At 74.6% G+C, this 21,989-nt stretch carries 19 protein-coding genes and 3 pseudogenes; 10 read left to right on the top strand and 12 right to left on the bottom strand.

The genetic code is table 11. From position 1 onward, the window contains the following. Positions 1 to 214 precede the first annotated feature (214 nt). Both mptB and ABT245_RS32300 read left to right on the top strand, forming a co-directional pair. Positions 215 to 1,609, top strand: a complete 1,395-nt coding sequence (gene mptB / locus ABT245_RS32305) for a polyprenol phosphomannose-dependent alpha 1,6 mannosyltransferase MptB (RefSeq protein WP_351740489.1) — start codon at positions 215 to 217, stop codon at positions 1,607 to 1,609. Next, positions 1,606 to 2,973 carry a glycosyltransferase family 87 protein gene (locus ABT245_RS32300; protein ID WP_351740486.1) on the top strand — a complete coding sequence of 456 codons (1,368 nt, stop codon included), beginning with the start codon at positions 1,606 to 1,608 and terminating at the stop codon, positions 2,971 to 2,973. Before mptB ends, ABT245_RS32300 begins: the two co-directional genes overlap by 4 nt. 35 nt (positions 2,974 to 3,008) lie before the next feature. Here the strand turns inward: ABT245_RS32300 and ABT245_RS32295 are convergent. Both ABT245_RS32295 and rho read right to left on the bottom strand, forming a co-directional pair. Next, a pseudogene (locus tag ABT245_RS32295) lies at positions 3,009 to 3,833 on the bottom strand (D-alanyl-D-alanine carboxypeptidase family protein); the annotation flags it as partial. A 266-nt stretch (positions 3,834 to 4,099) separates the two neighbouring features. Beyond that, positions 4,100 to 5,248: a transcription termination factor Rho gene (rho, locus tag ABT245_RS32290; protein ID WP_351740484.1), complete on the bottom strand. Its 1,149-nt coding sequence runs from the start codon at positions 5,246 to 5,248 to the stop codon at positions 4,100 to 4,102. A 717-nt stretch (positions 5,249 to 5,965) separates the two neighbouring features. On the opposite strand from rho, the gene ABT245_RS32285 reads away from it, so the two are divergent. Then, positions 5,966 to 6,691, top strand: coding sequence for a class I SAM-dependent methyltransferase (locus ABT245_RS32285; RefSeq protein WP_351740481.1), 726 nt, complete (start codon positions 5,966 to 5,968; stop codon positions 6,689 to 6,691). Between the two features lie 33 nt (positions 6,692 to 6,724). On the opposite strand, the gene ABT245_RS32280 is transcribed toward ABT245_RS32285, so the two are convergent. The 4 genes from ABT245_RS32280 to ABT245_RS32265 all read right to left on the bottom strand — a co-directional run bounded on the left by ABT245_RS32280 (position 6,725) and on the right by ABT245_RS32265 (position 10,130). Further along, entirely contained in the window at positions 6,725 to 7,693 is a 969-nt protein-coding gene (locus ABT245_RS32280) for an acetylxylan esterase (protein WP_351740478.1), read from the bottom strand. Positions 7,694 to 7,876: 183 nt separating this feature from the next. Next, positions 7,877 to 8,461 carry an Rv1733c family protein gene (locus ABT245_RS32275; RefSeq protein ID WP_502982240.1) on the bottom strand — a complete coding sequence of 195 codons (585 nt, stop codon included), beginning with the start codon at positions 8,459 to 8,461 and terminating at the stop codon, positions 7,877 to 7,879. A gap of 315 nt (positions 8,462 to 8,776) precedes the next feature. Beyond that, a complete protein-coding gene (locus ABT245_RS32270; protein WP_351740474.1) occupies positions 8,777 to 9,532 on the bottom strand; it encodes a ferredoxin reductase in 756 nt (251 codons plus the stop codon). Further along, complete coding sequence (locus ABT245_RS32265) at positions 9,525 to 10,130, bottom strand: sulfite oxidase-like oxidoreductase (RefSeq protein WP_351740471.1); 606 nt, start codon at positions 10,128 to 10,130, stop codon at positions 9,525 to 9,527. Before ABT245_RS32265 ends, ABT245_RS32270 begins: the two co-directional genes overlap by 8 nt. Before the next feature lie 170 nt (positions 10,131 to 10,300). On the opposite strand from ABT245_RS32265, the gene ABT245_RS32260 reads away from it, so the two are divergent. Both ABT245_RS32260 and ABT245_RS32255 read left to right on the top strand, forming a co-directional pair. Beyond that, a complete protein-coding gene (locus ABT245_RS32260) occupies positions 10,301 to 11,227 on the top strand; it encodes an NADP-dependent oxidoreductase (protein WP_351740469.1) in 927 nt (308 codons plus the stop codon). Then, the gene (locus ABT245_RS32255; protein ID WP_351740466.1) at positions 11,224 to 11,967 is read left to right on the top strand and encodes a GNAT family N-acetyltransferase; all 744 of its coding nucleotides are present in this window, start codon (positions 11,224 to 11,226) and stop codon (positions 11,965 to 11,967) included. The genes ABT245_RS32260 and ABT245_RS32255 overlap by 4 nt, the downstream gene beginning before the upstream one ends. Before the next feature lie 11 nt (positions 11,968 to 11,978). Here ABT245_RS32255 and ABT245_RS32250 read toward each other — a convergent pair. After that, positions 11,979 to 12,380 (bottom strand): annotated as a pseudogene (locus ABT245_RS32250) (MarR family winged helix-turn-helix transcriptional regulator). Between the two features lie 512 nt (positions 12,381 to 12,892). On the opposite strand from ABT245_RS32250, the gene ABT245_RS32245 reads away from it, so the two are divergent. Then, positions 12,893 to 13,672, top strand: a complete 780-nt coding sequence (locus ABT245_RS32245) for a putative protein N(5)-glutamine methyltransferase (RefSeq protein ID WP_351740463.1) — start codon at positions 12,893 to 12,895, stop codon at positions 13,670 to 13,672. A gap of 129 nt (positions 13,673 to 13,801) precedes the next feature. On the opposite strand, the gene ABT245_RS32240 is transcribed toward ABT245_RS32245, so the two are convergent. Next, positions 13,802 to 15,883 (bottom strand): SpoIIE family protein phosphatase, encoded by a 2,082-nt coding sequence (locus ABT245_RS32240; RefSeq protein WP_351740460.1) that lies wholly within the window; start codon positions 15,881 to 15,883, stop codon positions 13,802 to 13,804. Positions 15,884 to 16,248: 365 nt separating this feature from the next. Here ABT245_RS32240 and ABT245_RS32235 point away from each other — a divergent pair, with 365 nt between their 5' ends. The 3 genes and pseudogenes from ABT245_RS32235 to fadH form a co-directional block, all read left to right on the top strand. Next, positions 16,249 to 17,130 carry a hypothetical protein gene (locus ABT245_RS32235; RefSeq protein ID WP_351740457.1) on the top strand — a complete coding sequence of 294 codons (882 nt, stop codon included), beginning with the start codon at positions 16,249 to 16,251 and terminating at the stop codon, positions 17,128 to 17,130. A gap of 126 nt (positions 17,131 to 17,256) precedes the next feature. Continuing rightward, positions 17,257 to 17,631, top strand: a complete 375-nt coding sequence (locus ABT245_RS32230) for a hypothetical protein (protein WP_351740454.1) — start codon at positions 17,257 to 17,259, stop codon at positions 17,629 to 17,631. A gap of 114 nt (positions 17,632 to 17,745) precedes the next feature. Beyond that, positions 17,746 to 17,999, top strand: a pseudogene (fadH, locus tag ABT245_RS32225) (NADPH-dependent 2,4-dienoyl-CoA reductase); the annotation flags it as partial. Between the two features lie 101 nt (positions 18,000 to 18,100). On the opposite strand, the gene ABT245_RS46260 reads toward fadH, so the two are convergent. After that, positions 18,101 to 18,997, bottom strand: a complete 897-nt coding sequence (locus tag ABT245_RS46260; protein WP_502982239.1) for a hypothetical protein — start codon at positions 18,995 to 18,997, stop codon at positions 18,101 to 18,103. A gap of 384 nt (positions 18,998 to 19,381) precedes the next feature. After that, entirely contained in the window at positions 19,382 to 20,143 is a 762-nt protein-coding gene (locus tag ABT245_RS32215; protein WP_351740451.1) for an SDR family NAD(P)-dependent oxidoreductase, read from the bottom strand. Positions 20,144 to 20,288: 145 nt separating this feature from the next. Between ABT245_RS32215 and ABT245_RS32210 the strand changes: the two genes are divergently transcribed. Continuing rightward, positions 20,289 to 20,927, top strand: coding sequence for a TetR/AcrR family transcriptional regulator (locus ABT245_RS32210; RefSeq protein ID WP_351740449.1), 639 nt, complete (start codon positions 20,289 to 20,291; stop codon positions 20,925 to 20,927). A 24-nt stretch (positions 20,928 to 20,951) separates the two neighbouring features. Here ABT245_RS32210 and ABT245_RS32205 read toward each other — a convergent pair whose 3' ends face one another. Then, the gene (locus ABT245_RS32205) at positions 20,952 to 21,362 is read right to left on the bottom strand and encodes a PTS-dependent dihydroxyacetone kinase phosphotransferase subunit DhaM (protein WP_351740447.1); all 411 of its coding nucleotides are present in this window, start codon (positions 21,360 to 21,362) and stop codon (positions 20,952 to 20,954) included. Continuing rightward, complete coding sequence (dhaL, locus tag ABT245_RS32200; protein ID WP_351740444.1) at positions 21,355 to 21,954, bottom strand: dihydroxyacetone kinase subunit DhaL; 600 nt, start codon at positions 21,952 to 21,954, stop codon at positions 21,355 to 21,357. The genes ABT245_RS32205 and dhaL overlap by 8 nt, the downstream gene beginning before the upstream one ends. Between the last annotated feature and the right edge of the window lie 35 nt (positions 21,955 to 21,989).

The raw sequence follows: 21,989 nt of genomic DNA, 5'->3' as shown, positions 1-21,989 counted from the left end.
CGAAAGGGCCTGGCCCGGTCACACTCCGGTCACGAGCAGGTTGTGCGCCGGTGTGCGGCCCTCGACCGTTTCACCACGCTCACCGGGCTGTCCGTCTTCTGACCGGCGAACGGGCCGGGCCCGGTCACACGCCGGTCACGAGCAGGTTGTGCGCCGGTGTGTGGCCCGTCGCCTCGCGGCCACCCGGCGTTGACACGCTTGCCGAGTGTTGGCCATGGCTTTCCCCGTCGATCTCCGCCGCTGCCAGATGCTGGGCCTGGCCGGTACCGCCTTCCTCGCGCTGGGCGGTGAGAGCGCCGGAGCCCTGCCCGTCCGGGAACTCCTGGCCCCCGCGTCGGCGCGGGCGGCCCTCGGCCTGGTCGGGGTGTACTTCGGCGTCGTCCTGCTGATCGCGGCCTGGGCGCTGCTCGGCCGGGTCGTCCGCGGCCCGGAACCGCCCGGCCCGCGCGCCCTGCTGCTGGTCCTCGTGATCTGGGCGAGCCCGCTGCTGCTCGCACCGCCGCTGTTCAGCCGGGACGTGTACAGCTATCTCGCGCAGGGCGCCATGGTCGACGCCCACATGGACGTCTACGCGTACGGGCCCGCACAACTCGGCGGCCCGCTCGCCGACGAGGTCGCCCCCGTGTGGCAGAACACCGCGGCCCCCTACGGCCCGGCCTTCCTCGCCGTCGCCTCGGCCCTGTCCGGGGTGACCCGCGGCGAACTGCCCGCCGGGCTCGTCGGCATGCGCCTCGTCGCGCTCCTCGGTGTCGCGCTGATGGCGGCGGCGCTGCCCCGGCTCGCCCGGCACAGCGGCGCCGATCCGGCCGCCGCGCTGTGGCTCGGCGCCCTCAACCCGCTGGTCCTGCTGCATCTGGTCGCGGGCGCCCACAATGACGCGATCATGCTCGGTCTGCTCGGTGCCGGCCTGGTCGCGGCGCTCGGTCGCCGGCCCGCCCTCGGGGCCGTCCTGGTCACGCTGGCCGCCCTGGTCAAGGCGCCCGCCGCGCTCGGTCTGCTCGCCGTCGTGGTGCTCCAGGCGCGCGCCGGCCGCGGCACGCTGCGTGCCCTTGTGACCACGGCGGCCGCGGCCGGGGCGACCACCGTCGTCGCGACGACCGTGGCCGGTACGGGATACGGCTGGATAGGCGCCCTCGACACCCCGGTCTCCTCGCACAACTGGGCGCTCACCAGCCTGCTGGGCCGGGCCACCGGCGCGCTGCTCGCCCACCTCGGCAGCGATCTGGCGCCGCTGGCCGTCCCCTTCTGGCACGCGCTCGGGCTCGCCGCCACCGCCGTCGCCGTGCTGCTCATCTGGCTGCGGCTGCGCCCGCGCCCGGTGTACGCGCTCGGTCTGAGCCTCGCGGTGGTCGCCGCCTTCGGCCCGGCGATCCGCCCCTGGTACGCGCTGTGGGGTCTGTTCCTGATCGCGGCCGCCGCGCCCAGCACCGAGGTGCGGCACCGGGTGGCCGCGGTGACGGCCGCGCTCGCCCTGGCCGTGCTGCCCAGCGGTGCCCCCGCCGACACCGGGCAACTGCTGCTCGCCGTCTGCGGCGGTGTGCTCGCCGTGGTGGTGCTGTGGCAGGCCCACCAGGCCGCGCAGGCCCCGGCGCTGGGCCGGACCGCATGAGGCCGCCGCGCACCGAACGGGGCCGGCTGCTGCTGGTCCTGGTCCTCGCCGCCGCCGTGACCGCGTTCACGGCCACCGTGCCGCTGCTGCGCGACTTCTTCGACCTGCGTGTATACCAGGGGGCGGTCGACACCTGGGTCCACCACGGCGGCGGGCTCTACGACTACCGGGTCCCCGGTACGCCGTACGGCTTCACCTACCCGCCGTTCGCGGCTCTCGCCATGCTGCCGATGGCCCTGCTGGGACTGCACACCGCCATCGTGGTCTGTCTGCTGCTCAACCTAGGCGCGCTGGCCGTCGTGCTGCGCCTGCTGGCCGGGCCGGACTGGCGGCGCCACGGCTGGTTCGGCTGGTCGCTGCTCGCATGCCTGCTGGCGCTGTTCGAACCGCTGCGTGACACCTTCAGCTTCGGCCAGGTGAACCTGCTGCTGCTGGCCCTGGTCCTGGGCGACGCCCGGTTGCTGGCGACGGGCCGGGACCGCTGGGCGGGCGTGGGCATCGGCCTGGCCGCCGCCGTCAAGCTGACGCCCGCCGTGTTCATCGGCCTGCTGCTGCTCACCCGCCGGTGGCGGGCCGCCGCGACCGCGACGGCCGTCGCTCTCGCGGCCACCGCCCTCGCGGCCTGGGCGGACCCGCGGGCCTCGCGCTTCTACTGGACCGAGGCGCTGTGGGACACCACCCGGGTGGGGCGCCTCGACTATGTCTCGAACCAGTCGGTGCAGGGCGTGCTGGCCCGCCTCGGCGAGAGCGGCCGCCCGCTGTGGGCGGCGGCGGTGCTGCTGGTGCTGTGCGTGTGGGCGTGGCGGGCACGGCGGGCCGTCGCGGCCGGGGAGTGGACGGCGGCCTTCGCCCTCACCGGCCTGGTGGCCTGCCTGGTCAGCCCGATCACCTGGGTGCACCATCTGGTGTGGCTGCTGCCCTCCTTCGCGGTGCTGGTGCGCACCGGGCACCCGCGGATCGCGGGCGCCCTGTACGCGGTGCTGTGCACCAGCGTGGTGTGGCTGTGGTTCGAGGACGCCTCCGGCGTCGACGGGTTCCTCGGCAGCAACCTCTACACCTGGATCACGCTCGGCCTGCTGCTCGGTCTGCCGGTGGGTCAGTCCCGCCCGGCCCGCTGGTTCTTGGCCCGCAGCGCCAGGGCCACGGCGCCCGCGCCCAGCCCGGCCACGCCCACGATGACGCCGGTCTCCGACCAGCCGGAGCCGGTGTCGGGCACGGAAGCGGCGACCGCCGCCGGGGACGGCGCGGCGGACGGGGCCGCGGCCGGGCGTGGCCTGTCCCGCAGCGCGTCCAGCGAGCCGACCGGGTCGACCCGCCCGGCGGCGGCGAAACCCCAGTCCAGCAGCGCGCGCGCCTCCTCGTAGACGGTGAGGCCGTCGTCCTCCTGGGGATTGAGCACGGTCACCACGAGGGTGCGGTCGCCCTGGTGGGCGGCGGCCACCAGCGTGTTGCCGGCATCGCTGGTGTAGCCGTTCTTGATGCCGAGCAGGCCGGGGTAGCGCTCCACGCCGTCCTCTCCGGTCAGCAGCCGGTTGGTGTTCTCGATCCCGTACGAGCCGCCGAGGCCGGGGAAGCCGGCCGACACGGTGGAGCAGTAGCGGGCGAAGTCGGGGTTGCGCAGTCCGGCCCGGCCGAAGACGGCCAGGTCGAACGCCGAGGACACCTGGCCGGGGGCGTCGTAGCCGTCGGGCGAGACGACATGGGTGTCGCGGGCGCCCAGGGCGCGGGCCTTGGCCTGCATCCGGGCGACCGTGGCGTCCCAGCCGCCGCCCAGCGAGGCCAGCACATGCACGGCGTCGTTGCCCGAGCTGAGGAAGACACCGCGCCACAGGTCGGACACCTGGTAGCTCTCCCCCTCCTGGACGCCGACCAGGCTGCTGCCGGGTCCGACGTCCGCCAGCTCCTTCGCGCTCACCGTGTGCCGGGTGCCGCCCGGCAGGACCGGCAGCACGGTGAGGGCGAACAGCGTCTTCAGGGTGCTGGCCGGCGGCAGCTTGCGGTGCGCGTCGTGCGCGGCCAGCACCTCGCCGGTGCCGGCGTCGGCGACCAGCCAGGACAGCGCGGTGAGGTCGGGCAGCTCGGGCGCGTCGCTGTGCGGCCTGACCTGGGTGCCGTCGCCGTAGAGGACCGAGGGCTCGGGCACCGCGGCTTTGGGCGCGCCCGACGGCGAGGGGGCGGCGGTTCTCGGCTGGGCGACGGCCACGGTGGGCGTGAGGGCCAGCATGCCCGCCACACAGAGGGCGCAGGCCGACACGGCCAACCGGGAAGAGGGTCCGATTTCCATATGAGAAACGTAGGAACGGAGCAGCCGTGGTGCGCGCTGTCTGGGCCGCATGGAGTCCCCGAGCAACCCGGATGCCCCACACGGCGCACCTCGGACCCGCCACCCCGTGCGGACCGGGACGCCTTGTCCGGTACGTCGGCCGCCGCGCCGCGGGCCGCGCGCTCCGCTTCCGGCGGCCCGCTCCGCGGGGCGCCGGGCCGGACGGCTCACCCGGAGGGCAGCGTCGGCTGGACGCGGCGCAGAAACGTCGCGTTGTCGGGGGTCTCCCGCATCCGCTCCAGCAGGGTCTCCACATGCGCAGGCCCGCCGTCCCTGCCCCGCAGGGCCCGGCGCAGGCCGCGTACGGTCGTCAACTCCGCGGGGGGCAGGAGGAGTTCCTCGCGGCGGGTGCCGGAGGCGGGCAGGTCGACGGCCGGGAAGACGCGGCGCGCGGCGAGCTGCCGGTCCAGGCGCAGCTCCATGTTGCCGGTGCTCTTCAGTTCCTCGAAGAAGAACTCGTCGGCGCGGGATCCGGTCTCCACCAGGGCGGTGGCGAGGATGGTGAGCGAGCCGCCCTCCTCGGCCTGGCGGGCGGCGCCGAAGAACCGTTTGGGGCCGAGCAGCGCCGCCGCGTCGACGCCGCCGCTGAGGGTGCGGCCGCTGCCGGCCGCCGCGTTGTTGTGGGCCCGGCACAGCCGGGTCAGCGAGTCGAGCAGGACGACGACGTCCGCGCCGTCCTCGACGAGCCGCTTGGCCCGTTCGATCACGAGTTCCGCCAGCGCGATGTGCTGCTTGGGTGAGCGGTCGAAGGTCGAGGCGTACACCTCGCCGCGCACCGAGCGCCGCATCTCGGTGACCTCCTCGGGGCGCTCGTCGAGGAGGACCACCATGAGGTGGCACTCGGGGTGGTTGCCGGCGACGGCGGCGGCGAGCTGCTGGAGCAGCACGGTCTTGCCGGTCTTGGGCGGGGCCACGAGGAGCCCGCGCTGGCCCTTGCCGACGGGCGTGAACAGATCGACGACCCGGCCGGCCGGACCGGACGCGGGATGCTCGAGCCGGAGCCGTTCGTGCGGGTGCAGGGGGGTGAGGTCGCGGAAGTGAGGCCGACCGCGCAGCTCTTCGGGCGCGCGGGCGTTGACACGACCGACGGCGGTGAGCGCGCGCTGCGGCCCGCGGACCCCTTCGACGAGGTCGCCCTTGCGCAGGCCGTGCCGGCCGATCAGCGCGGCCGGCACCTGCGGGTCGGACGGTGTGGGCAGGCAGTCCCCGGCCCGCAGCCGGCCCTTTCCCTGCGCGTCGATGTCGAGGACACCGGTGACGGACCGGTCGGCCGTGGGCTGTGACGGCACCGGGGGATGGTCGAGTGTGAGGGTCATGTGGGTGGTCCTTTCGCGGACGCGAGGCCCGGCATCGGCCGGGCGAGAAAGGGAGAGAACGGAGAGGGAAGGGAGGGGAGAGGGGGAGGGAGAGAGCCGCGGGGAGGGCGCGTGAGAGCGCCTGGGCGGCGGACAACACCCCGGCGAGGGCAGGGCCACGGCCACTGCCGACGAGGTGTGCGGGACGCCGGGCGCCGACCGGAAGACGGCGGCCGCATCGGCGAACCGAGGAGAGAACCGCGGAGAGAACCGCGGAGAGAACCGCGGAGTGAACTGAGGAGAACCGCACCGGCGCCCACGACGGGGCGTACACAAGTGCTGACGAGACCCTACCACGCGCCGCGAGCCGAGGGGAACTCCCGGCACCCGAGCCCTGGGCGGAGGAACATGGACTCCGCGGCGGCGCGCGCCGGTACGGCACCGGCTGCGGCTGGCCGCCGCCCCATGGCCTCGTTGAGCAGCGCCTCGACGGCGTCGAGGCCGCGCCGCGCGCCTTCACCGCCGAGCCGCCCCACCGGCCCACCGCCCTCCGCGACCAGCCGCTGATCCAGATCCAGGCCATGGACGACGGCGCCCCCGACGGGGCCCGCTCGCCCCTGGAGAGGACTCGGCCCCTGGAGAGGGCGCGCGGTGGTGCGCCGGCCGGCGAGGAGCACCCACGCTGGTGCGCACGCCTGCGGGCGGTGCCGAACCGGCGCCTGCCCCTAGGCTGAGGGCATGTTCCGCCCCGAGGGTCCCAGCCTGCGTGAACTCGCCGCCCAGGCGCTGTCGTCGGTCGAGCACGGCTACGACCTGCTCGCCCCGAAGTTCGACCACACCCCCTTCCGCACCCCGGACGACATCCTGGAGGCCGTGGCCACCGCGCTCGGCCGGCTCGGCCCGTTCGACGACGGGCTCGATCTGTGCTGTGGCACGGGCGCCGGGGCCCAGATGCTGGCGCGGGTGTGCCGGCGCAGCGTCACCGGTGTCGACTTCAGCGCCGGCATGCTGGCCGTGGCCGGCCGGCAGGCCCACCCGGCGGGGCCGCGCCGCCACCTGGTGCGCGGTGACGCGCGTGCCCTGCCGTTCGCCCCCGTCTTCGATCTGGTCGTGAGCTTCGGCGCGTTCGGCCACTTCCTGCCGCGCGAACTGCCGGGGCTGTTCCGGCAGGTCCACTCCGTGCTGCGGCCGGGCGGCGGCTTCGCGTTCCCGGTGCTCGCCCCGCCCCGCCCCACAAGTGCCTGGTTCTGGATCCTGCTGGGCTTCGACACGGTGATGCGGGTGCGCAACGCCGTGTGGCGCCCGCCGTTCGTCATGTACTACCGGGCCTTCCGACTCGGCACCGTGCTCGACGAGTTGGAGCGCGCCGGCTTCGGCACGCGGCTGTACGCCCTGCCCGAGTTCGGCCGGCGCGCCGACGGCAGCCCCCGCGCCCGCCTGGTCGTGGCACGGCGGCTGCCCTGAGCGGCCCGGGCGCCGAAGCGCGGCGCCCCGCGCTCAGGCGTACGGGCGCAGCCAGCGCACCTTCGCCGCGTCCTGGAACGGGCCGCCGCCCTCGTGGTCGTTGAAGTCGTACACCTCGATCGACTTGTCGTCGTGCGCCCAGGCGTTGTACGCGGCGAACACCGTGGACGGCGGGCAGGTCTGGTCCTCCAACGCGGCCGAGAACAGGGCGGGGGCCCGGCCACGGGCCGCGAAGTGCACGCCGTCGAAGTAGGACAGGGTGCGCAGCACGTCCGCGGAGCGCCCGCGGTGCGTCTTGAGGTAGAGGCCTATCTCGCGGTACGGGTGACGGTCCGTCAGCTTCGTCGCCCGCGGGAAGTCGCACAGGAACGGCACGTCCGGGGCGACGGCCACCAGGTCGGGCACCAGTCCGCCCACGGCGAGCGTGATGCCACCGCCCTGGCTGCCGCCGACGGCCACGGTCCTGGAGGCGTCCGTCAGCGGATGCGACCGGGCCGCCTCGACCGCGCGCACCGCGTCCGTGAACACCCGCCGGTAGTAGTAGTTCTCGGGCGCGTCCACGCCCCGGGTCATGAACCCCGGGTACGCGGGCCCCGCCCCCACGGGATCGGCGGTACCGCCCCCGCCGCCCCAGCCGCTGCCCTGCCCGCGGGTGTCCATCACGAAGTGCGCACGGCCCGTCGACGCCCACAGCAGATGCTCGTACGGCAGCCCGCGACCGCCGCCGTAGCCGACGAACTGCACGACCAGCGGCAGGGGTTCGGCGGCGCCGGCGGGCAGCACCAGCCAGCCCTTGACCGGATGGCCGCCGTACCCGGCGAACGTCACATCATGGACACGCAGCGCGGACAGACCCGTGTCGGCCGGTTCGAAGCGGGCGTCGAGGTCGTGCTCGCGCGCCTCCTGAAGCGTCTTGGACCAGAAGGCGTCGAAGTCCTCGGGCTCCGCGGACGCGCTGCGGTACTCACGGAGTTCATCGAGGGGCAGATCGAACAGGGCCATCGGCAGCCGCCTTTGTGAAGGGTGAGTGCGGGCGATCACCGTACGTCGGTGGCCGCGGCGATCGCCAGATCCGTGCGCGTACCGCCGGCCTCGTGACCGCCGTCGAACCGCTGGTCAAGGCGCAGGAAACGCTTGCTGTGGACGGCGGCCGACCGCCCGAAGGGCCCGGTGCGGCCGACGGCCTCAGGTCCGTCCGCGGCTCCAGTTCGGGCCGGTGCGGGCCCACTCCCGTTCCCACTCCAGCAGCCGGCGGCGCAGCGCGATGCGCCGCGCGACCCCGTGGGCGAGGAGGATCACCGCCGCCGCTCCGCCCGCCGTGCACATGCCGATGACGACGCCGTGCTGCCGGACCGCGGTGTCGTCGGGCGGCGCGCCGACGCCGCGTCCGCGGGAGTCGAACCAGACGTCCACCATCTGTCCGGTGCGCGTGCCCGCCGGGACGCGGGCCACGGCCGTGCGCTCCCGGGCACCGGGCTCCGTCCAGCGCACCATGGCCCGGCGGGCGCCCACCTGTCCGTCCTCGGTCACGGGCAGCGGCAGAGCCGTGCCCCCGACCACCCGTGCGCGCACCATGTGCCGGTCGGCCCGCTGTGCCGCGGCGATCGCCGCCGCCTGGTCGTGCGCCCATCGGCCCGCCCACACCCCGGCCAGGGGCACGCCCACGAGCAGCAGCACGGCGACGCCCAGCGCCGTCCACGCCTCCACGACGTCCGACCGGCGCCGCAGCGGATTGCCGCGCCGGCGCCGGCCGCGTACCAGGACCCGCATGTCGACCTCCTCGCCGTCACCGGAGCCGGTCACCCGACGGCACCCTGCCGCCGCCCGCGCACCGCGCACGCCCGCGAGCGTCCACATCGCTCTCGTACCCCGTTCGGCGCAGCTCGCCCACCTCGCGCACATCAGGGACGGTGCGGTCGTGGCGAGGGAGCCCGTCGCGGCGCTCGACGCCCGCGGACGCGCCCCCGAACCGGGCCGCGGGAGCAGACCTCGGGAGGGGCCGCGCACCCCCGGAACGTCAACCCGGGACGGGGCCGAACCGTCCGAGGAGCAGCGGCCCCCGTCCGAGGAGCCGCAATCCCGGCCTCAGCCGAAGCGCTCGATGCGGATGCGATCCACCGGCTGGCCGGCCTCGACGAGCAGCCGCGAGGCGTGCTCGGCGAACCCGTTGGAGCCGCACACATAGGCCTCCCACCCACCAGGCGGCTGCTCGGCCAGGAGTGGCGCCACATGTGCGGCCGCCAGACGTCCGACCGGCACACCCCGCGGTGCGCTCCGGGTGAACACGGGGGTGGTCTCGGCGCCCAGCTCCCGCGCGTAGATCAGCTCCTCGGGACGGCGCGCCGACACCAGCAGCCGCAGCGGCACGGTGAGCCCGCGCGCCCGGTGGTGCCGGACCATCGACATCAGCGGCACCACCCCGGACCCGGCACCGATCAGCAGCGCCGGACGGTCGCCCGGCCAGGCGAAGAAGCCGCTCAGCGGGCCGCGCACCTCCACCGTGTCCCCGGGCCTCGCCACCGTGTGGAACCAGCCGGACACCTCGCCGCCCTCGATGTGGTCCAGGGTCAGCTCGATGTGCCCGGAGTCGTCCGGCGCCGACGCGATCGAGTAGTGGCGCTGCGCCACATAGCCGTCGCCGGCCGTGAGCCGCAGCGTCAGATGCTGGCCCGGCAGATGCCCCGCCCAGTGCGGCACCGCGAGCCGGAAGGTCGCGGCGCGCGGGGTCTCGCGCCGCACCTCCGTGACGGTGGCCCTCTGCCACACCGACGCCGCCTGACGGCCGACGACGATGCGCCCGGGCACCGCGAACCGGGTGCGGGAAGCGAAGGTCTCAGTCACCGGAGTACCGCTGCTCCTCCCAGGGGTTGCCGCGCGCATGGTAGCCGTTGCCCTCCCAGAAACCGGACTCCTCGTGGTCCAGGAGGGTCAGACCGGCGATCCACTTGGCGCTCTTCCAGAAGTACAGGTGCGGCACCAGCAGCCGCGCCGGGCCGCCGTGCTCCCGCGCCAGCGGTGTGCCGTCGTACTCCCAGACGATCCAGGCGCGCCCGCCGCTGAGGTCGGCGAGCGGCAGGTTCGTGGTGTAGCCCGTGTGCGAGTACGCGACGGCATGGGTGGCGGACCCATGGGGCCGGACCACACTGAGGAAGCAGTCCAGTGACACGCCACCGAACCGCACCCCGAACTTCGACCAGCCGGTCACACAGTGAATGTCACCCTCGTATGCGGACGCGGGCAGCGCGTGTGCCGCGTCCCAGTCCCAGGTGTGCGGCTCGGCCACCAGCCCGTCCACGCGGAACGACCAGTCGGCGGGCGCCAGGTCCGGGGTGACCTCCGCGGAGAGCACCGGCCAGTCGTCCCCCGCGTCGTACTGGCCGGGCGGCAGTCCCGGATCGAGGACGCGCGGGCGCCCGGTGAAGCCTCGGGTGACATTCATGAGGCAACCGTAACGCCGCCGCCGGCCGGGCTCCGTCCCAGCTCAGCCCCCCGAACATTGCGGCCTCGTGAACTGCGCGCCGGATGGGGAATAGCCGCCGCACGCCCGTCCTTGGCGCTGAGTGCCGGCACCAGTACACCGGTGACAGCGCAAGGAGAGTGAGGAAACAGATGCCCAAGGCGTACGTCTTCACACGGTACGGGGGACCGGAGACCGAGGCGTTCACGGAGGTCGCCCGGCCCCGGCCCGGCGCCGGGGAGGTACTGGTCGCGGTGCGCGCCGCCGGGGTGAACCCCGTCGACTGGAAGCTGCGCGAGGGCCTGCGCCGCCCCGGCGACGTAGGGGAACGCACGTTCCCGGCCGTGTTCGGCAGCGAGGTCTCCGGTGTCGTGGCGGAGGTCGGCGACGGCGTGACCGGGTTCGCCGTCGGCGACGAGGTCTTCGGCAACACCGTCGCCGGTGGATACGCCGAGTACGCGCTGCTGCCCGCCGCGGTCACCGCGCACAAGCCCGCCGGGCTGTCCTTCACCGACGCGGCGACCCTGCCGGTCGCGGCGGCCACGGCCTACGACGGCATCCGCCAGCTCGACCTGTCCGCCGGAGTGACGCTGCTGGTCACCGGGGCGGGCGGCGGCGTGGGCGCGGCGGCCGTGCAGATCGCCCGGTCCCTCGGGGTGCGCGTGGTGGGCGTGGCGGGCGAGGGCAAGAAGGACTTCGTGGAGTCGCTGGGCGCCGTGCACGTGCCCTCGGGCCCGGACCTGGCCGGCCGGGTGTCGGCCGCCGCGCCCGACGGGATCGACGCCGTCTACGACCTGGTCGGCGGCGAGGTGCTGACCGAGGCGGCCACCCTGCTCACCGACCGGACCCGGCTGATCACCGCGGGCGCCCCGCCCGAGACCGCCGCCGCGCTGGGCGGCGCCCGGGTCGCCCGGGCCCGCACCGCGGCCGTGCTCGACGCGCTGGCTCAGCTCGTGCTGACCGGTGTGCTCGACCCGCACGTCACCCGGACCTTCCCGCTGGAACAGGCCGCGGCGGCCCTGCGCGCCGTCGAGGACGGCCACGCCCGCGGCAAGATCGTGATCGAGGTCGCCCGGTGAGCGAACCGAACCCGCCGGCCGGCGCCGGCCCCGAACACGTCCTCGACCACCCGGCCCTGGCCTCGCTGACCGGCCCGCACGCCCGCTTCGCCGAGCGCCGCGGCCGGGTGCTGCGCTACCCGCTCGACGTGTCCCCATGGCTCGCGCTGCCCGAAGATCCCGACGCCGACGACTGGGCGGACCTCGCGGCGCTCGCCGGACCGGGCGCCGAGGTGCCGCTGGCCGGCTTCGGCGGACAGGTGCCGCGAGGATGGGAGGTCACCTTCCGGATGGCGGGCGTCCAGTTCGTCGACGAGTCACTCGCCGCCGCCCCGGACGCGGAGGCGGTACGCCTCGGGCCCGCCGACGTCCCCGAGATGACCGACCTTGTCGAGCGCACCAAGCCGGGCCCGTTCCTGCCGCGCACCGTCGAACTCGGCACCTATCTCGGCATCCGCCGCGGCGGGGCCCTGGTCGCCATGGCGGGGGAGCGGCTGCACCCGCCCGGCTGGACCGAGATCAGCGCGGTCTGCACCGATCCCCTCTTCCGCGGCGAGGGCCTGGCGACCCGGCTGATCCTCGCCGTGGCGCACGGCATCCGGGCGCGCGGCGAGACACCGTTCCTGCACACGGGCGCGGAGAACACCAACGCCATCCGGCTCTACGAGTCGCTGGGCTTCCGGCTGCGGCGCAGAACCGTGTTCCTCGCGGTCCGGGTACCGCAGCGCCTGGCGGACGGCCGGGAAGCCGTGCCCGTCTGACCGGGACCCGGTCAGACCGGGGCGGCGGGAGCGGAGACAGCCGCGTGGTGGCGCTCCAGATATCCGGCGAACCGCGTCGGATCCTCCTCGGGCCGGTCCGCGAGCCGCTGACGGAAGGCGGCCCGGCGGCGCCGGGTGACCTGGGCGAGGATCTCCCGGCCTGCCGGCGTCAGATGCAGCAGCTGGACCCGGTGGTCCCCCGGGTCCAGCCGGCGCTCGACGAGCCCGGCCCGCTGCAGAGCGGCCACCTGGTGGCTGACCGTGGACTTGTCCAGGGCGTAGTGCGCCGCCAGGTCCGTGGCCCGGCAGCCGTCGCTCTACCCCAGGTGGCCGAGCAGGGTGTACGACACCGGGGACAGCTCGGGGTGCATGCGTCCGGCCGAGGCCCGGGCCCGGCGGGCGAAGACCGTCATCTCGCGCTGGATGGTCTCGATGGCCCTCTCCGCTGCCGTCACGGTGCTCCGTAAGTTGTTGGGCGGCCCGGGGCGTCCCCGGCCGCCTCCGCCCGTCACCGTCCGCCCCGGGACCGCGCCCCTCCGGTTGCACCCGTACAACTTGATCCGGCCGTCGTCCGCCCGTGATCCGGCCGGTGCCGGGGACGCGCTCCGGGCAACGGGGGGGGAGAGACAGCGAGGACGGTGAGGCGGCGAGGAAGACCAGGAGACGAGGAAGGTGACGCGGCGAGGCGGCGGTCGAGACCGCCGAGGGCCCGAAGCGGCAGACGGTGCCCGACCGTTGGTGTCCGACCGTTGGGGTAAGGTGGCCGTCCGGCCCTGGAACGTCCCGGCCGTGACATGAGGGAGGTGAGACCCATTACCGCTGTGTCAGCTCGGGTGCTCACCCCCCACCGCGGCGTGCGTCACCGCTAGCCGGTGCCCGCGGGAGCGCCCTTCGGCCCCAGGTCACCGAAAGGCCCTCGGCTTCCATGCCCCTGCTCACCCCCTCCGCCGTCGTCACCACGCTGCGCGCCGCCGGCTGCGTCTTCGCCGAGGACGAGGCGGAGTTGATCCTCGCCACCGCCCGCACCCCCGACGAACTCACCGCCATGGTGGACCGGCGCGCCGCCGGACTGCCCCTCGAACACGTCCTCGGCTGGGCCGGGTTCCACGGACTGCGGATCACCGTCGAACCCGGCGTCTTCGTGCCGCGCCGCCGCACCGAGTTCCTTGTCGACCAGGCACTCGCCCGCTCACCGGGCGCCCGGGTCGTCGTGGACCTGTGCTGCGGCTCCGGCGCCGTCGGCGCCGCCCTGGCCGCCTCGCTCGGCCGGGTCGAACTGCACGCCGCCGACGTCGACCCGGCCGCCGTGCGCTGCGCCCGCCGCAACCTCGCCGAGTACGGCGGACACGCCCATGCGGGCGACCTGTTCGAGCCGCTGCCCCGCACGATCCGGGGTCGCGTCGACATCCTCGCGGCGAACGTGCCGTACGTCCCGAGCGGCGAGGTGGGGCTGCTGCCCGCGGAGGCCCGTGAGCACGAGCCGCTGCGCGCCCTCGACGGCGGCACGGACGGCCTGGACGTGCTGCGCCGTGTCGCCGGCGCCGCGCCCGACTGGCTCGCCCCCGGTGGCTGCCTCCTCATCGAGACCGGCGAGCAGCAGGCACGAGAAGCCGTCGGGATTTTCGCCCGCGCCGGTCTGACCACCTCCCTCGCCATCTCCGAGGAGCTGTACGCGCACGTGGTGATCGGCGTCGGCCCCTACTAGGCGCGCCCTAGGCGATCGGGACCGGGGGCGGGGCTCGGCGCACCGGCCCGGCGGGCGGTGCTCGGCGGCGGGACCGTGCGTCACCGCTCACCGCTCACCGCTCACCGCTCACCGCTCACCGCTCACCGCTCACCGCTCACCGGCGGTTCCGGGATCCAGGGAGCGTGCGATGAGGAGCGCCACGTCGTCGTGGTTGTCGGGGTGGTGCAGCGTCCGCAGTAGCAGGTCGCAGACCTCTTCCAGCGGGCGGTCCGGGCCCTCCAGCAGGGCCAGCAGCGCGGCCAGCCGTTCGTCCAGCGAGTGCCGGCGGGTCTCCACCAGCCCGTCGGTGTAGAAGACCAGCCGGTCGCCGGGGGCGAAGTCGACGGTGGTGGCGGAGAAGGCGACACCGCCGACGCCGAGCGGCACGCCGGTCGGCAGCGCGAGCAGTTCCGGCGGCCGCCCGGCGCGGACCCGGACCGGGGGCAGATGCCCGGCGTTGGCGATGCGGCACTGGCGCAGCCGGGGGTCGTGGACGGCGTACACACAGGTCGCGATGGTGTGGTCGGGACCCGGGGTGATCTTGTCGAGGTGCTGGAGGAGCACGTCAGGGTCGAGGCCGAGCGAGGCGAGGGTGGTGGTGGCGGTGCGCAGCCGGCCCATGGTGGCCGCCGCGCCGATGCCGCTGCCCATGACGTCCCCCACGACGAGCGCCGTCCTGCCGCCCTCCAGCGGGATCACGTCGAACCAGTCGCCGCCGACCTCGACGGCGGCGCCCGCGGGCTGGTAGCGGGAGGCGACCTCAAGGCCGGTCGTCACGGCCGGCCGGCCGGGCAGCAGGCTGCGCTGCAGGGTGAGGGCGGTGTCACGGGCGTTCTGGTACCAGCGGGCGTTGTCGATCTGCACCGCGGCGCGACCGGCCAGCTCCCGGGCCAGCAGCACGTCGTCCTCGGCGAAGGGCAGCGGATTGCCCACGCGCTTGAGGTCGAGGGCGCCCAGCACCTCGCCGCGTGCGATCAGCGGCACCGCCAGGTAGGAGTGCACACCCGCCCGGCGCAGCTGTGCGGCAGCCTCGGGGGAGCGGGCGATGCGGTCGAGGTCGCCGTCCGTCACCCGCGGCACGACGACCGGGCTCGCGGTGCGTACGCACGCGGTGACCAGCCGGTCGGGGGCGTACCGTACCCGCTCTCCCGGCAGGTCGGCGGCCCGCAGCGCGTCCGTCTCCCGCTCCGCTCGGACCGCGAGGGGCCGGATCACCGCGGACTCGGCCGGCCCCAGGGTGCTGGGGCGGCCCTCGGCGACGGCGTCGAGCAGGTCCACGGCGGCGATGTCGGCCAGTTCCGGCACGGCTACGTCGGCCAGTTCACGGGCGGTGCGGTTCAGGTCCAGGGTGGTGCCGATGCGGACGGAGGCGTCCGCGACGACGGCCAGCCTGCGCCGCGCGGCCTCGGTCTCGACACGGGCCCGGTACTGCTCGGTGATGTCCACGATCGACGCCGCGACGCCGAGCACCCGGCCCATGGCGTCCTCCAGCCGGTACAGCGACACGGACCAGGCGTGCTCATGGCCCGGGTCGGCCGCCGTCCGGCCCACGGCGGCCTGGTCGACCAGCGGGCAGCCGGTCTCCAGGACCTGGCGGAGCGCGTTCTCCAGGGCGGCGGAGTCCAGTTGCGGCAGCACCTCGTGCGGGGTCCGTCCGAGGAGTTCCTCGGCCGGGATGCCGTTGATCCGGGTCAGCGCCGGGTTGACCGAGACGTACCGCAGCTCCGTGTCCAGCACGGCCAGCCCGATCGGTGACTGCTTGACCATCCGCTCCGAGAGGGCCACGTCCTGTTCGAGCCGGCGCACCGTGGAGCGGTCGGCCGCGAGCCCCAGCGCGAACACATCGCCCCGGTCGTCGGTCAGCCGCATGTTGCGGAACTCCACCAGGCGCGTGCCGCCGTCCTTGGTCCGGATGGGAAACGCGCCGGCCCAGCTACGGCCGGTCGCCATCACGTCGGCGAACAGCTTGCGGACCAGCGATATGTGCTCGTCGTCCACCATCAGGCGGGCCGCGTACCGGCCGAGGGCCTCCCGCGCCGAGTAGCCGAACAGTTCCTCCGCCTGGGGGCTCCACAGCACGATGCGCCCCTCGACGTCCAGCACGACCGAGGCCACGCCCAGCACGTCGAGCAGACCGCTCGGCCGGACCGGGCCGCCGCCCTCGGCCACGGGAGCCTCGGCTGCACTCATCGCACGCACCGCCTTAGACCGTCCTTGCGGCACAGCGCCGCCCGCGTCGGCTCCCATGTGTTTCGCGCCCACACCCGACTGTGTTTCGCGCCCACACCCGACTCTCCGACGCCGCCGTTCGCTATCTCCACCATCCCTCAACTCGGGAGCCGGTGTACGGCGAACCGGCCAACCATCGGTCGGGCACCGCTGCCGGCGGTCACCGGTTCCCTCGCTCACCCGTTCAGTCGATCGGGCCGTTCACGGGCCGCCACGCGCGTGTTCACCCCCGCGTTCCTCCATTGGTCTGTACATGCTCATCGCGGCCGGGCCAGACTGTCCGCCGAACGCGCCAGCCACCCCCCACCATCGAGGAGTCGGCCTCCATGCCCGTGTCCGCCCGGCAACGTTGTCACGCAGTCCTGACCGGACTCGTCGCCCTCGCCACCGCCGTCGTCGTGTCCGTGTCCGCCGCCCCGCCCGCCTCCGCCGCCGACACCTGGACCGAGGTCGGCTCCGACCGCGCCGACCCGCTCACCGAGAGCCAGGGCCTGGCCTCCGTCGAGGTCCCGGCCGGCAGCCCCAACCGGTACACCGGCATCGGCACCATCCCGCTCGACCTCGCCGCCCGCGGCTGGAACCACGTGGGTGACCCCGACACCTCCTACGACGGCTACTACATCGAGCCCTACCAGCGGGACTCCGGCACCACCAAGATGTTCCGCGTCCAGGCGCCGGGCGGTGCCCGCTCCGAGTATGTGCACACCCTCGATCCCGGCGAGGCGCTGAACAACTCCTGGGTCGCCGTCTCGCCGGGCGGGCAGTGGATGCTGGCGGGCGAGTACGGCACGATGAGCCGCCTCCTGGTCTTCCCGACCCCGGGCGTCAACCCGGGCACATCGCCCGCCGCGAACCTTCCGCGGGCCACCACCGTCAACCTGGACCATGCCGTGCGCGACGTCCAGGGCTGCGACTTCCTTGCACCCACGACCCTGCTGTGCTCGTCCGACGATCCCGAGGGCAGCCTCTTCGGCGTCACCAAGCCGCTCCTGCGGATCGATCTGTCCGCCGAACCGAACGGCACGTCGGATGTGTCCGGCCATGTCACGGCGCTGCGTCAACTCCCGCTGCGCAGCGCCTGTTCCGGCACCTTCGAGGCGGAGGGCATCGACTACGACCGGCGCACCGGCACCCTGCGTGTGATCGTCGTCTCGCCCGGCTTCTGTGTGCTCACGGACAGCAAGACATACCGGTTCACCCGCGGATGAAGCCGTGCGCCATGTCGCCGCCGGGCACCGGTAGTGCTCGGCGGCGGGTGGTGCTTTGCTGAGGGATGGGCGCGGTTGCGCGGGGTACCCCCGTTCCACCGCAGCGCGGCCACGAGAGGAGCGATCATGAAGAACACGCAGCGGTCGCACCCGGAATCCGTCACGGTGGAGATCAGCGGGTGCTCCAAGGAGGACGCCCGGATCGTGTTCGACGCCCTGAGGGCCTGCTTCACGTCCGACCGCGGTGCCGAGGAGGTGCCGCAGCAGCTCCACGAGACGCGTCCCATGGTGTGGCTCGGCACCTATGACGTGGCGGACGCCCATGGGGTGCCCGCACCGCCCGCCCGGCTCAGGTCGCCCGTCCTCGCGGACGTCCAGGGCGGCTACTGGGCCGTCGACCGGTTCCGCACCACCCTGGGCTCCCTGTTCTCCGTCCAGGAGACCTGCACGGCCTCCGGCGACCAGGAACGGGACCTGCACCTGCGGCTGGAAAGCCGCTGACGTCCCCTCACCCGCACGCCCCGGCCGGCCACCCGCCGACCGGGGCGCGGCCCACCACTCCGTTTGTGCACCTGGTTGCACAAAGCGCGGGCGTCTTCTGGACCGGAGACGACTTTGGACGTGCTGCGCGAAGGCGCCCCGGCGGCGACCGCGTCGCGATCCTCGGTGCGGGCGGCATCGGCTCCGACGTGGCCGCCTGCCGCACTGACGGCGGCGACCGGGCGAGCCAGGACCCGGCGACGTACCTCCGGCCCGGGGGCGTCGACCCGGACCACCGGACGCCCGGCGGACTGACCGCGCCCCGGCGGCCCGCCCCGCCACGCACCGTCCACCCGCTCCAGTGCAGCACCGCGAAGGCCGGCGCCGGCCGCAGTTCCCCACGCCCCTTCGTTTCGGGGCGCTGCCGGACCGAGGCCCCCGGGCACCGCACCGCGTCACGTGGTCGGGCGTGTCCGGGGGCGGGTGGGTTTCAGAGGCGGCGGGGCTTTGACCGGCGTCGCAGATACCAGGCCGTGGCGATCACCCCGCCGCCCACGAGGGTCGCACCGATGCCGAGGGTGAGCGGTCCGTAGTCGTGCACGGTGCCGCCCTCACCGCCCGCGACGCCCCGCTGCGGCGCGGGAGTCGCGGCGCCCTGGGGGGCCTTCGTGGGAGTCGCCGCCTTCGCGGAGGAGACGATGACGGACTGGGAACCGGCGGTGCCGCCGTTCGAGCACACCACGACGACCGTGTAGGTCCCCGGGGCGACGTTCGACCAGGCCGCGGACTGGCTGACGGTCGTGCCGGTGAGCGCCGCCTGGCGCCCCTCGGCGAAGTTCGCCTGGCTGCCGGTGAGCAGGGAGGCGTTGCCCCAACTGCCGTTGATCTGGGTGCAGGCGCTGGTGACCACCGACACGGTGGACCCGTTGGTGCTCACCGAGATGCCGGAGGCCGCGGGGGACGGCCCGGCGAGCCCGATCGGCAGCGCCGCGGCGGCGGCCAGAACCGGGCCGGAGCGGGAGAGGAGTCGAGTAGTGCGCATTGGGCTGCCCTCCGGCGGCACGGTTGGCGGAACGTCCCATGCGCCGCCGAGGGTCGGGAAACGTCCGTGCTGCCTCACCGGCATCCCATGCGGCGCCGGGCCGTCCCGCAGCCGGACCGATACCGTCCGGGTGAGCGGATGCTCCGTCCGGGGCACCTTTTGCGCGTCCAGGGGGCCGCTCCGGATCCCGGGGCCCGTCGTCACCGTCCGCTCCGCCGAGAACCCGCCCCAGGTGCCGTCCCGCAGCCTCGCCCGGATCCGCACCCGGTGTCCGGCCCCGCCCTCCCGGCCGACGTAGAAGCCGCGCGTGGCCCGGCTTGTGGCGCTGCCGGCCTGTGCGGTCACGCCCGTCGGCGCACCGGGCGGCCGTTCGCCTCCGTCGTCCGTCGTCCGTCGCTGCGCCCCAGCCGCAGGCCGTGACCAGCGCGAGTGTCGCCAGGGCCGGCGCACGGCCGGTGCGACCTCATCAAGAGGGCCGTGTTGGTGACCACCCGGGGGCGTTACGTATGCTGAAGCTCCTCATGGTCGAACTCTCCGGAAATGCAGGGGAGTTCGCGCCTGTGGCGCGGAACGCTGTCGTCGCTGATCCCGCGCCGTGCGCGGGTGGTCGGGGGTGGCCGGGGCCCACACGGGCCCGGGCCCCCGACCCCTGTTGGCCCCGGCCATGGGGCGCGACCATATTCCCGTGCCGTGTGCCGTGGTGCGCGCGCCCAGGGGCCCTGGCGGGCGTCAGACCGCCGACCAGCCGTTGTCCACCGGAAGGATCGCGCCGTTGATGTTGCTCGCCGCGTCCGAGGCGAGGAACACGATCGCGGCCGCCTGCTCCTCCGGTTGACTGACGCGGCCGACGTTGCCGAAGTACGGGCCGAGGGCGGCCGGTCCGTGCGCCCCGTCCTGCGCGTCCACGGTGATGGCGGTCCTGGTCCCGCCCGGGGCGATCGCGTTGGCGCGGATGCCCTGCTTGCGGTACATCACCGCGAGGGACTTGGTCAGGCCGATCACCCCGTGCTTCGAGGCCGTGTACGCCGCGCCCGCCGCGCTGCCCCGCAGGCCGGCCTCGGAGGCGGTGTTCACGACGACGCCGTGCCCCGCCGCCAGCATGTGCGGCAGCACCGCCCGGGTGAGCAGGAAGGGGCCGGTCAGATTGACCCGCAGGACCCGCTCCCACTCGGCGTCGCTCACCTCCCCGAGGGCCGACATGCGATCCATGATCCCGGCGTTGTTCACCAGGACGTCCACCCCGCCGAAGTGCTCCGCGGCGGTCGCGACCAGCCGGTCCACCACCGCCTGCTCGCTGAGGTCGCCGGTCACGGCCACGGCCGTGCCCCCCGCCTGGGTGATCTCCTCGACGACCGAGCCCGCCCCTTCGGCGTCGAGGTCCGCCACCACGACCCGGGCGCCCTCCGCCGCGAAGGCCAGCGCCGCGGCCCGCCCGATCCCCGATCCCGCGCCGGTGACGACGACGCTCTGGCCGTCCAGTCCGCTGGCCATGACCCGCTCCCCATCAGTTGGTTCTTCTGACCTGACGCGCCGGACCGAGCGCCCGGCGCACGGCCACCCTACGACTTATTGTCTGTGAGTGACGTAAAGTCGGGGTGCAGAATTCCCGTAGCAGCAGCCCGAGCCGGAGGGACAGATGACCGCAGCCAGCGGACGCACGGGACGGCCACCCCTGACCGAGGAGCGCAAGGCGGAGATCCGGTTGCGGATCGCGCGGGCCGCGGTCGACCTGTTCGTCGGACAGGGGGTCGCCGCGACCACGGGGGAGCAGATCGGGCGGGCCGTCGGCGTCTCCGCGCGCACCGTGTGGCGCTACTTCCCGAGCAAGGAGGCCTGCGTACGGCCGCTGTTCGAGGCCGGGATCGAGGGGATCGCCGCCCGTCTGCGCGCCTGGCGCCCCGGCCGGCCCCTGGAGGACGTCCTCGTCCGCGCGGTACCCGCCGACAGCCCCCCGGCGACGGGACCCGACCGTGCCACCCTCGGCGCACTGGTCCGGCTGACCCGCGACGAGCCGGGGCTGCGGGCGGTCTGGCTCCAGTCGTACGACGCGGCCGAGCCGGCGTTCGCCCGCGCCCTCGCCGAACGCGCCCAGGTCCCCGCCGACGTGCTGGGCCCGACCGTCCAGGCAGCCATGTTCAACGCGGCGCTGCGCGCGGCGATCGAGCACTACGCCTGGCGCATCGACGAGCAGTGCGCCGACGCCACGACGGCGGAGGCCGAGCTGACCGCGACCCTGCGCTCGGCCCTCGCCCTCGTGGCGTCCGGACTCCTGTGAGCGTCACCCACCCCGGGCGGGGGCTCACACTTTCCGGTAGGTGTACGCCTCCTGCGCCGCCGCCTGAACCGCGTCCAGGTCGCCGCCGGCGGACGCGGTGACGACCGCCGCCACGGCGCCCTCCACGAACGGGGCGTCCACGAGCCGCGTGCCGGCCGGGAGTTCGTCGCCCTCCGCGAGCAGCGCCTTCACCGTCAGCACCGCGCTGCCGAGATCCGTGAGGACGGCGACCCCGGCGCCCCGGTCCACGGCCGCCGCGGCGGCGGAGATCAGCTCGGCGCTGGTGCCGAGCCCACCGCCTTCCGTGCCGCCCGCCGACCCGACGGGCACCCCCGCGGCCCCGCCCGCCAGGCCCTTGGCCAGCTCGGCGACCGAGGCGGCCACCTCGGCGCTGTGCGACACCAGCACGATGCCCACCCGCTGCTCGTCACTCATCGGCGGCCTCCGCGAGCCCGGCGATCAGCAGCGCGGACGAGGTGGCCCCGGGGTCCTGGTGCCCGATGCTGCGCTCCCCGAGGTAGCTCGCCCGGCCCTTGCGGGCCAGCAGCGGAACCGTGGCCACGGCTCCCGCCTCGGCGGCGGCCCGCGCCGCGCCGAAGCCGTCGCCGAGCGCGTCGACGGCCGGCCTCAGCGCGTCGATCATGGTCTTGTCGCCCGGCGCCGCCCCGCCGAGCGTCATGACACCCTCCACTCCCGCCCGCAACGCGGCGGCGAGCTGCTCCTCGCTGACCTCGGCCGCGTCCCCGAGCGCCTTGCCCGCGCGCCGCAGCAGCGTCCCGTACAGCGGTCCGGACGCGCCGCCGACCGTGGAGATGAGCTGCCGCCCGGCGAGCGTCAGGACATCGCCCGGTGTCTTGGGCACCGCCTTCTCCAGCGCGGCCGTCACGGCCGTGAACCCGCGTTGCATGTTGGCGCCGTGGTCGGCGTCCCCGATGGCCGAGTCGAGAGCGGTGAGCCGTTCCGCCTCACGGTCGACGGACGCGGCGGTGGCGGCCATCCAGCGGCGGAAGAAATCGGCGTCGAGCACGGGATCTCCTTGCGTCGTAGGTACGTTGGTCGCTG

The sequence above is a fragment of the Streptomyces sp. NPDC001508 genome (assembly GCF_040298665.1).
GTDB lineage: Bacteria > Actinomycetota > Actinomycetes > Streptomycetales > Streptomycetaceae > Streptomyces.
Note: the sequence above shows the minus strand (reverse complement) of the source record. Positions and strands in the feature narration are given on the sequence as shown.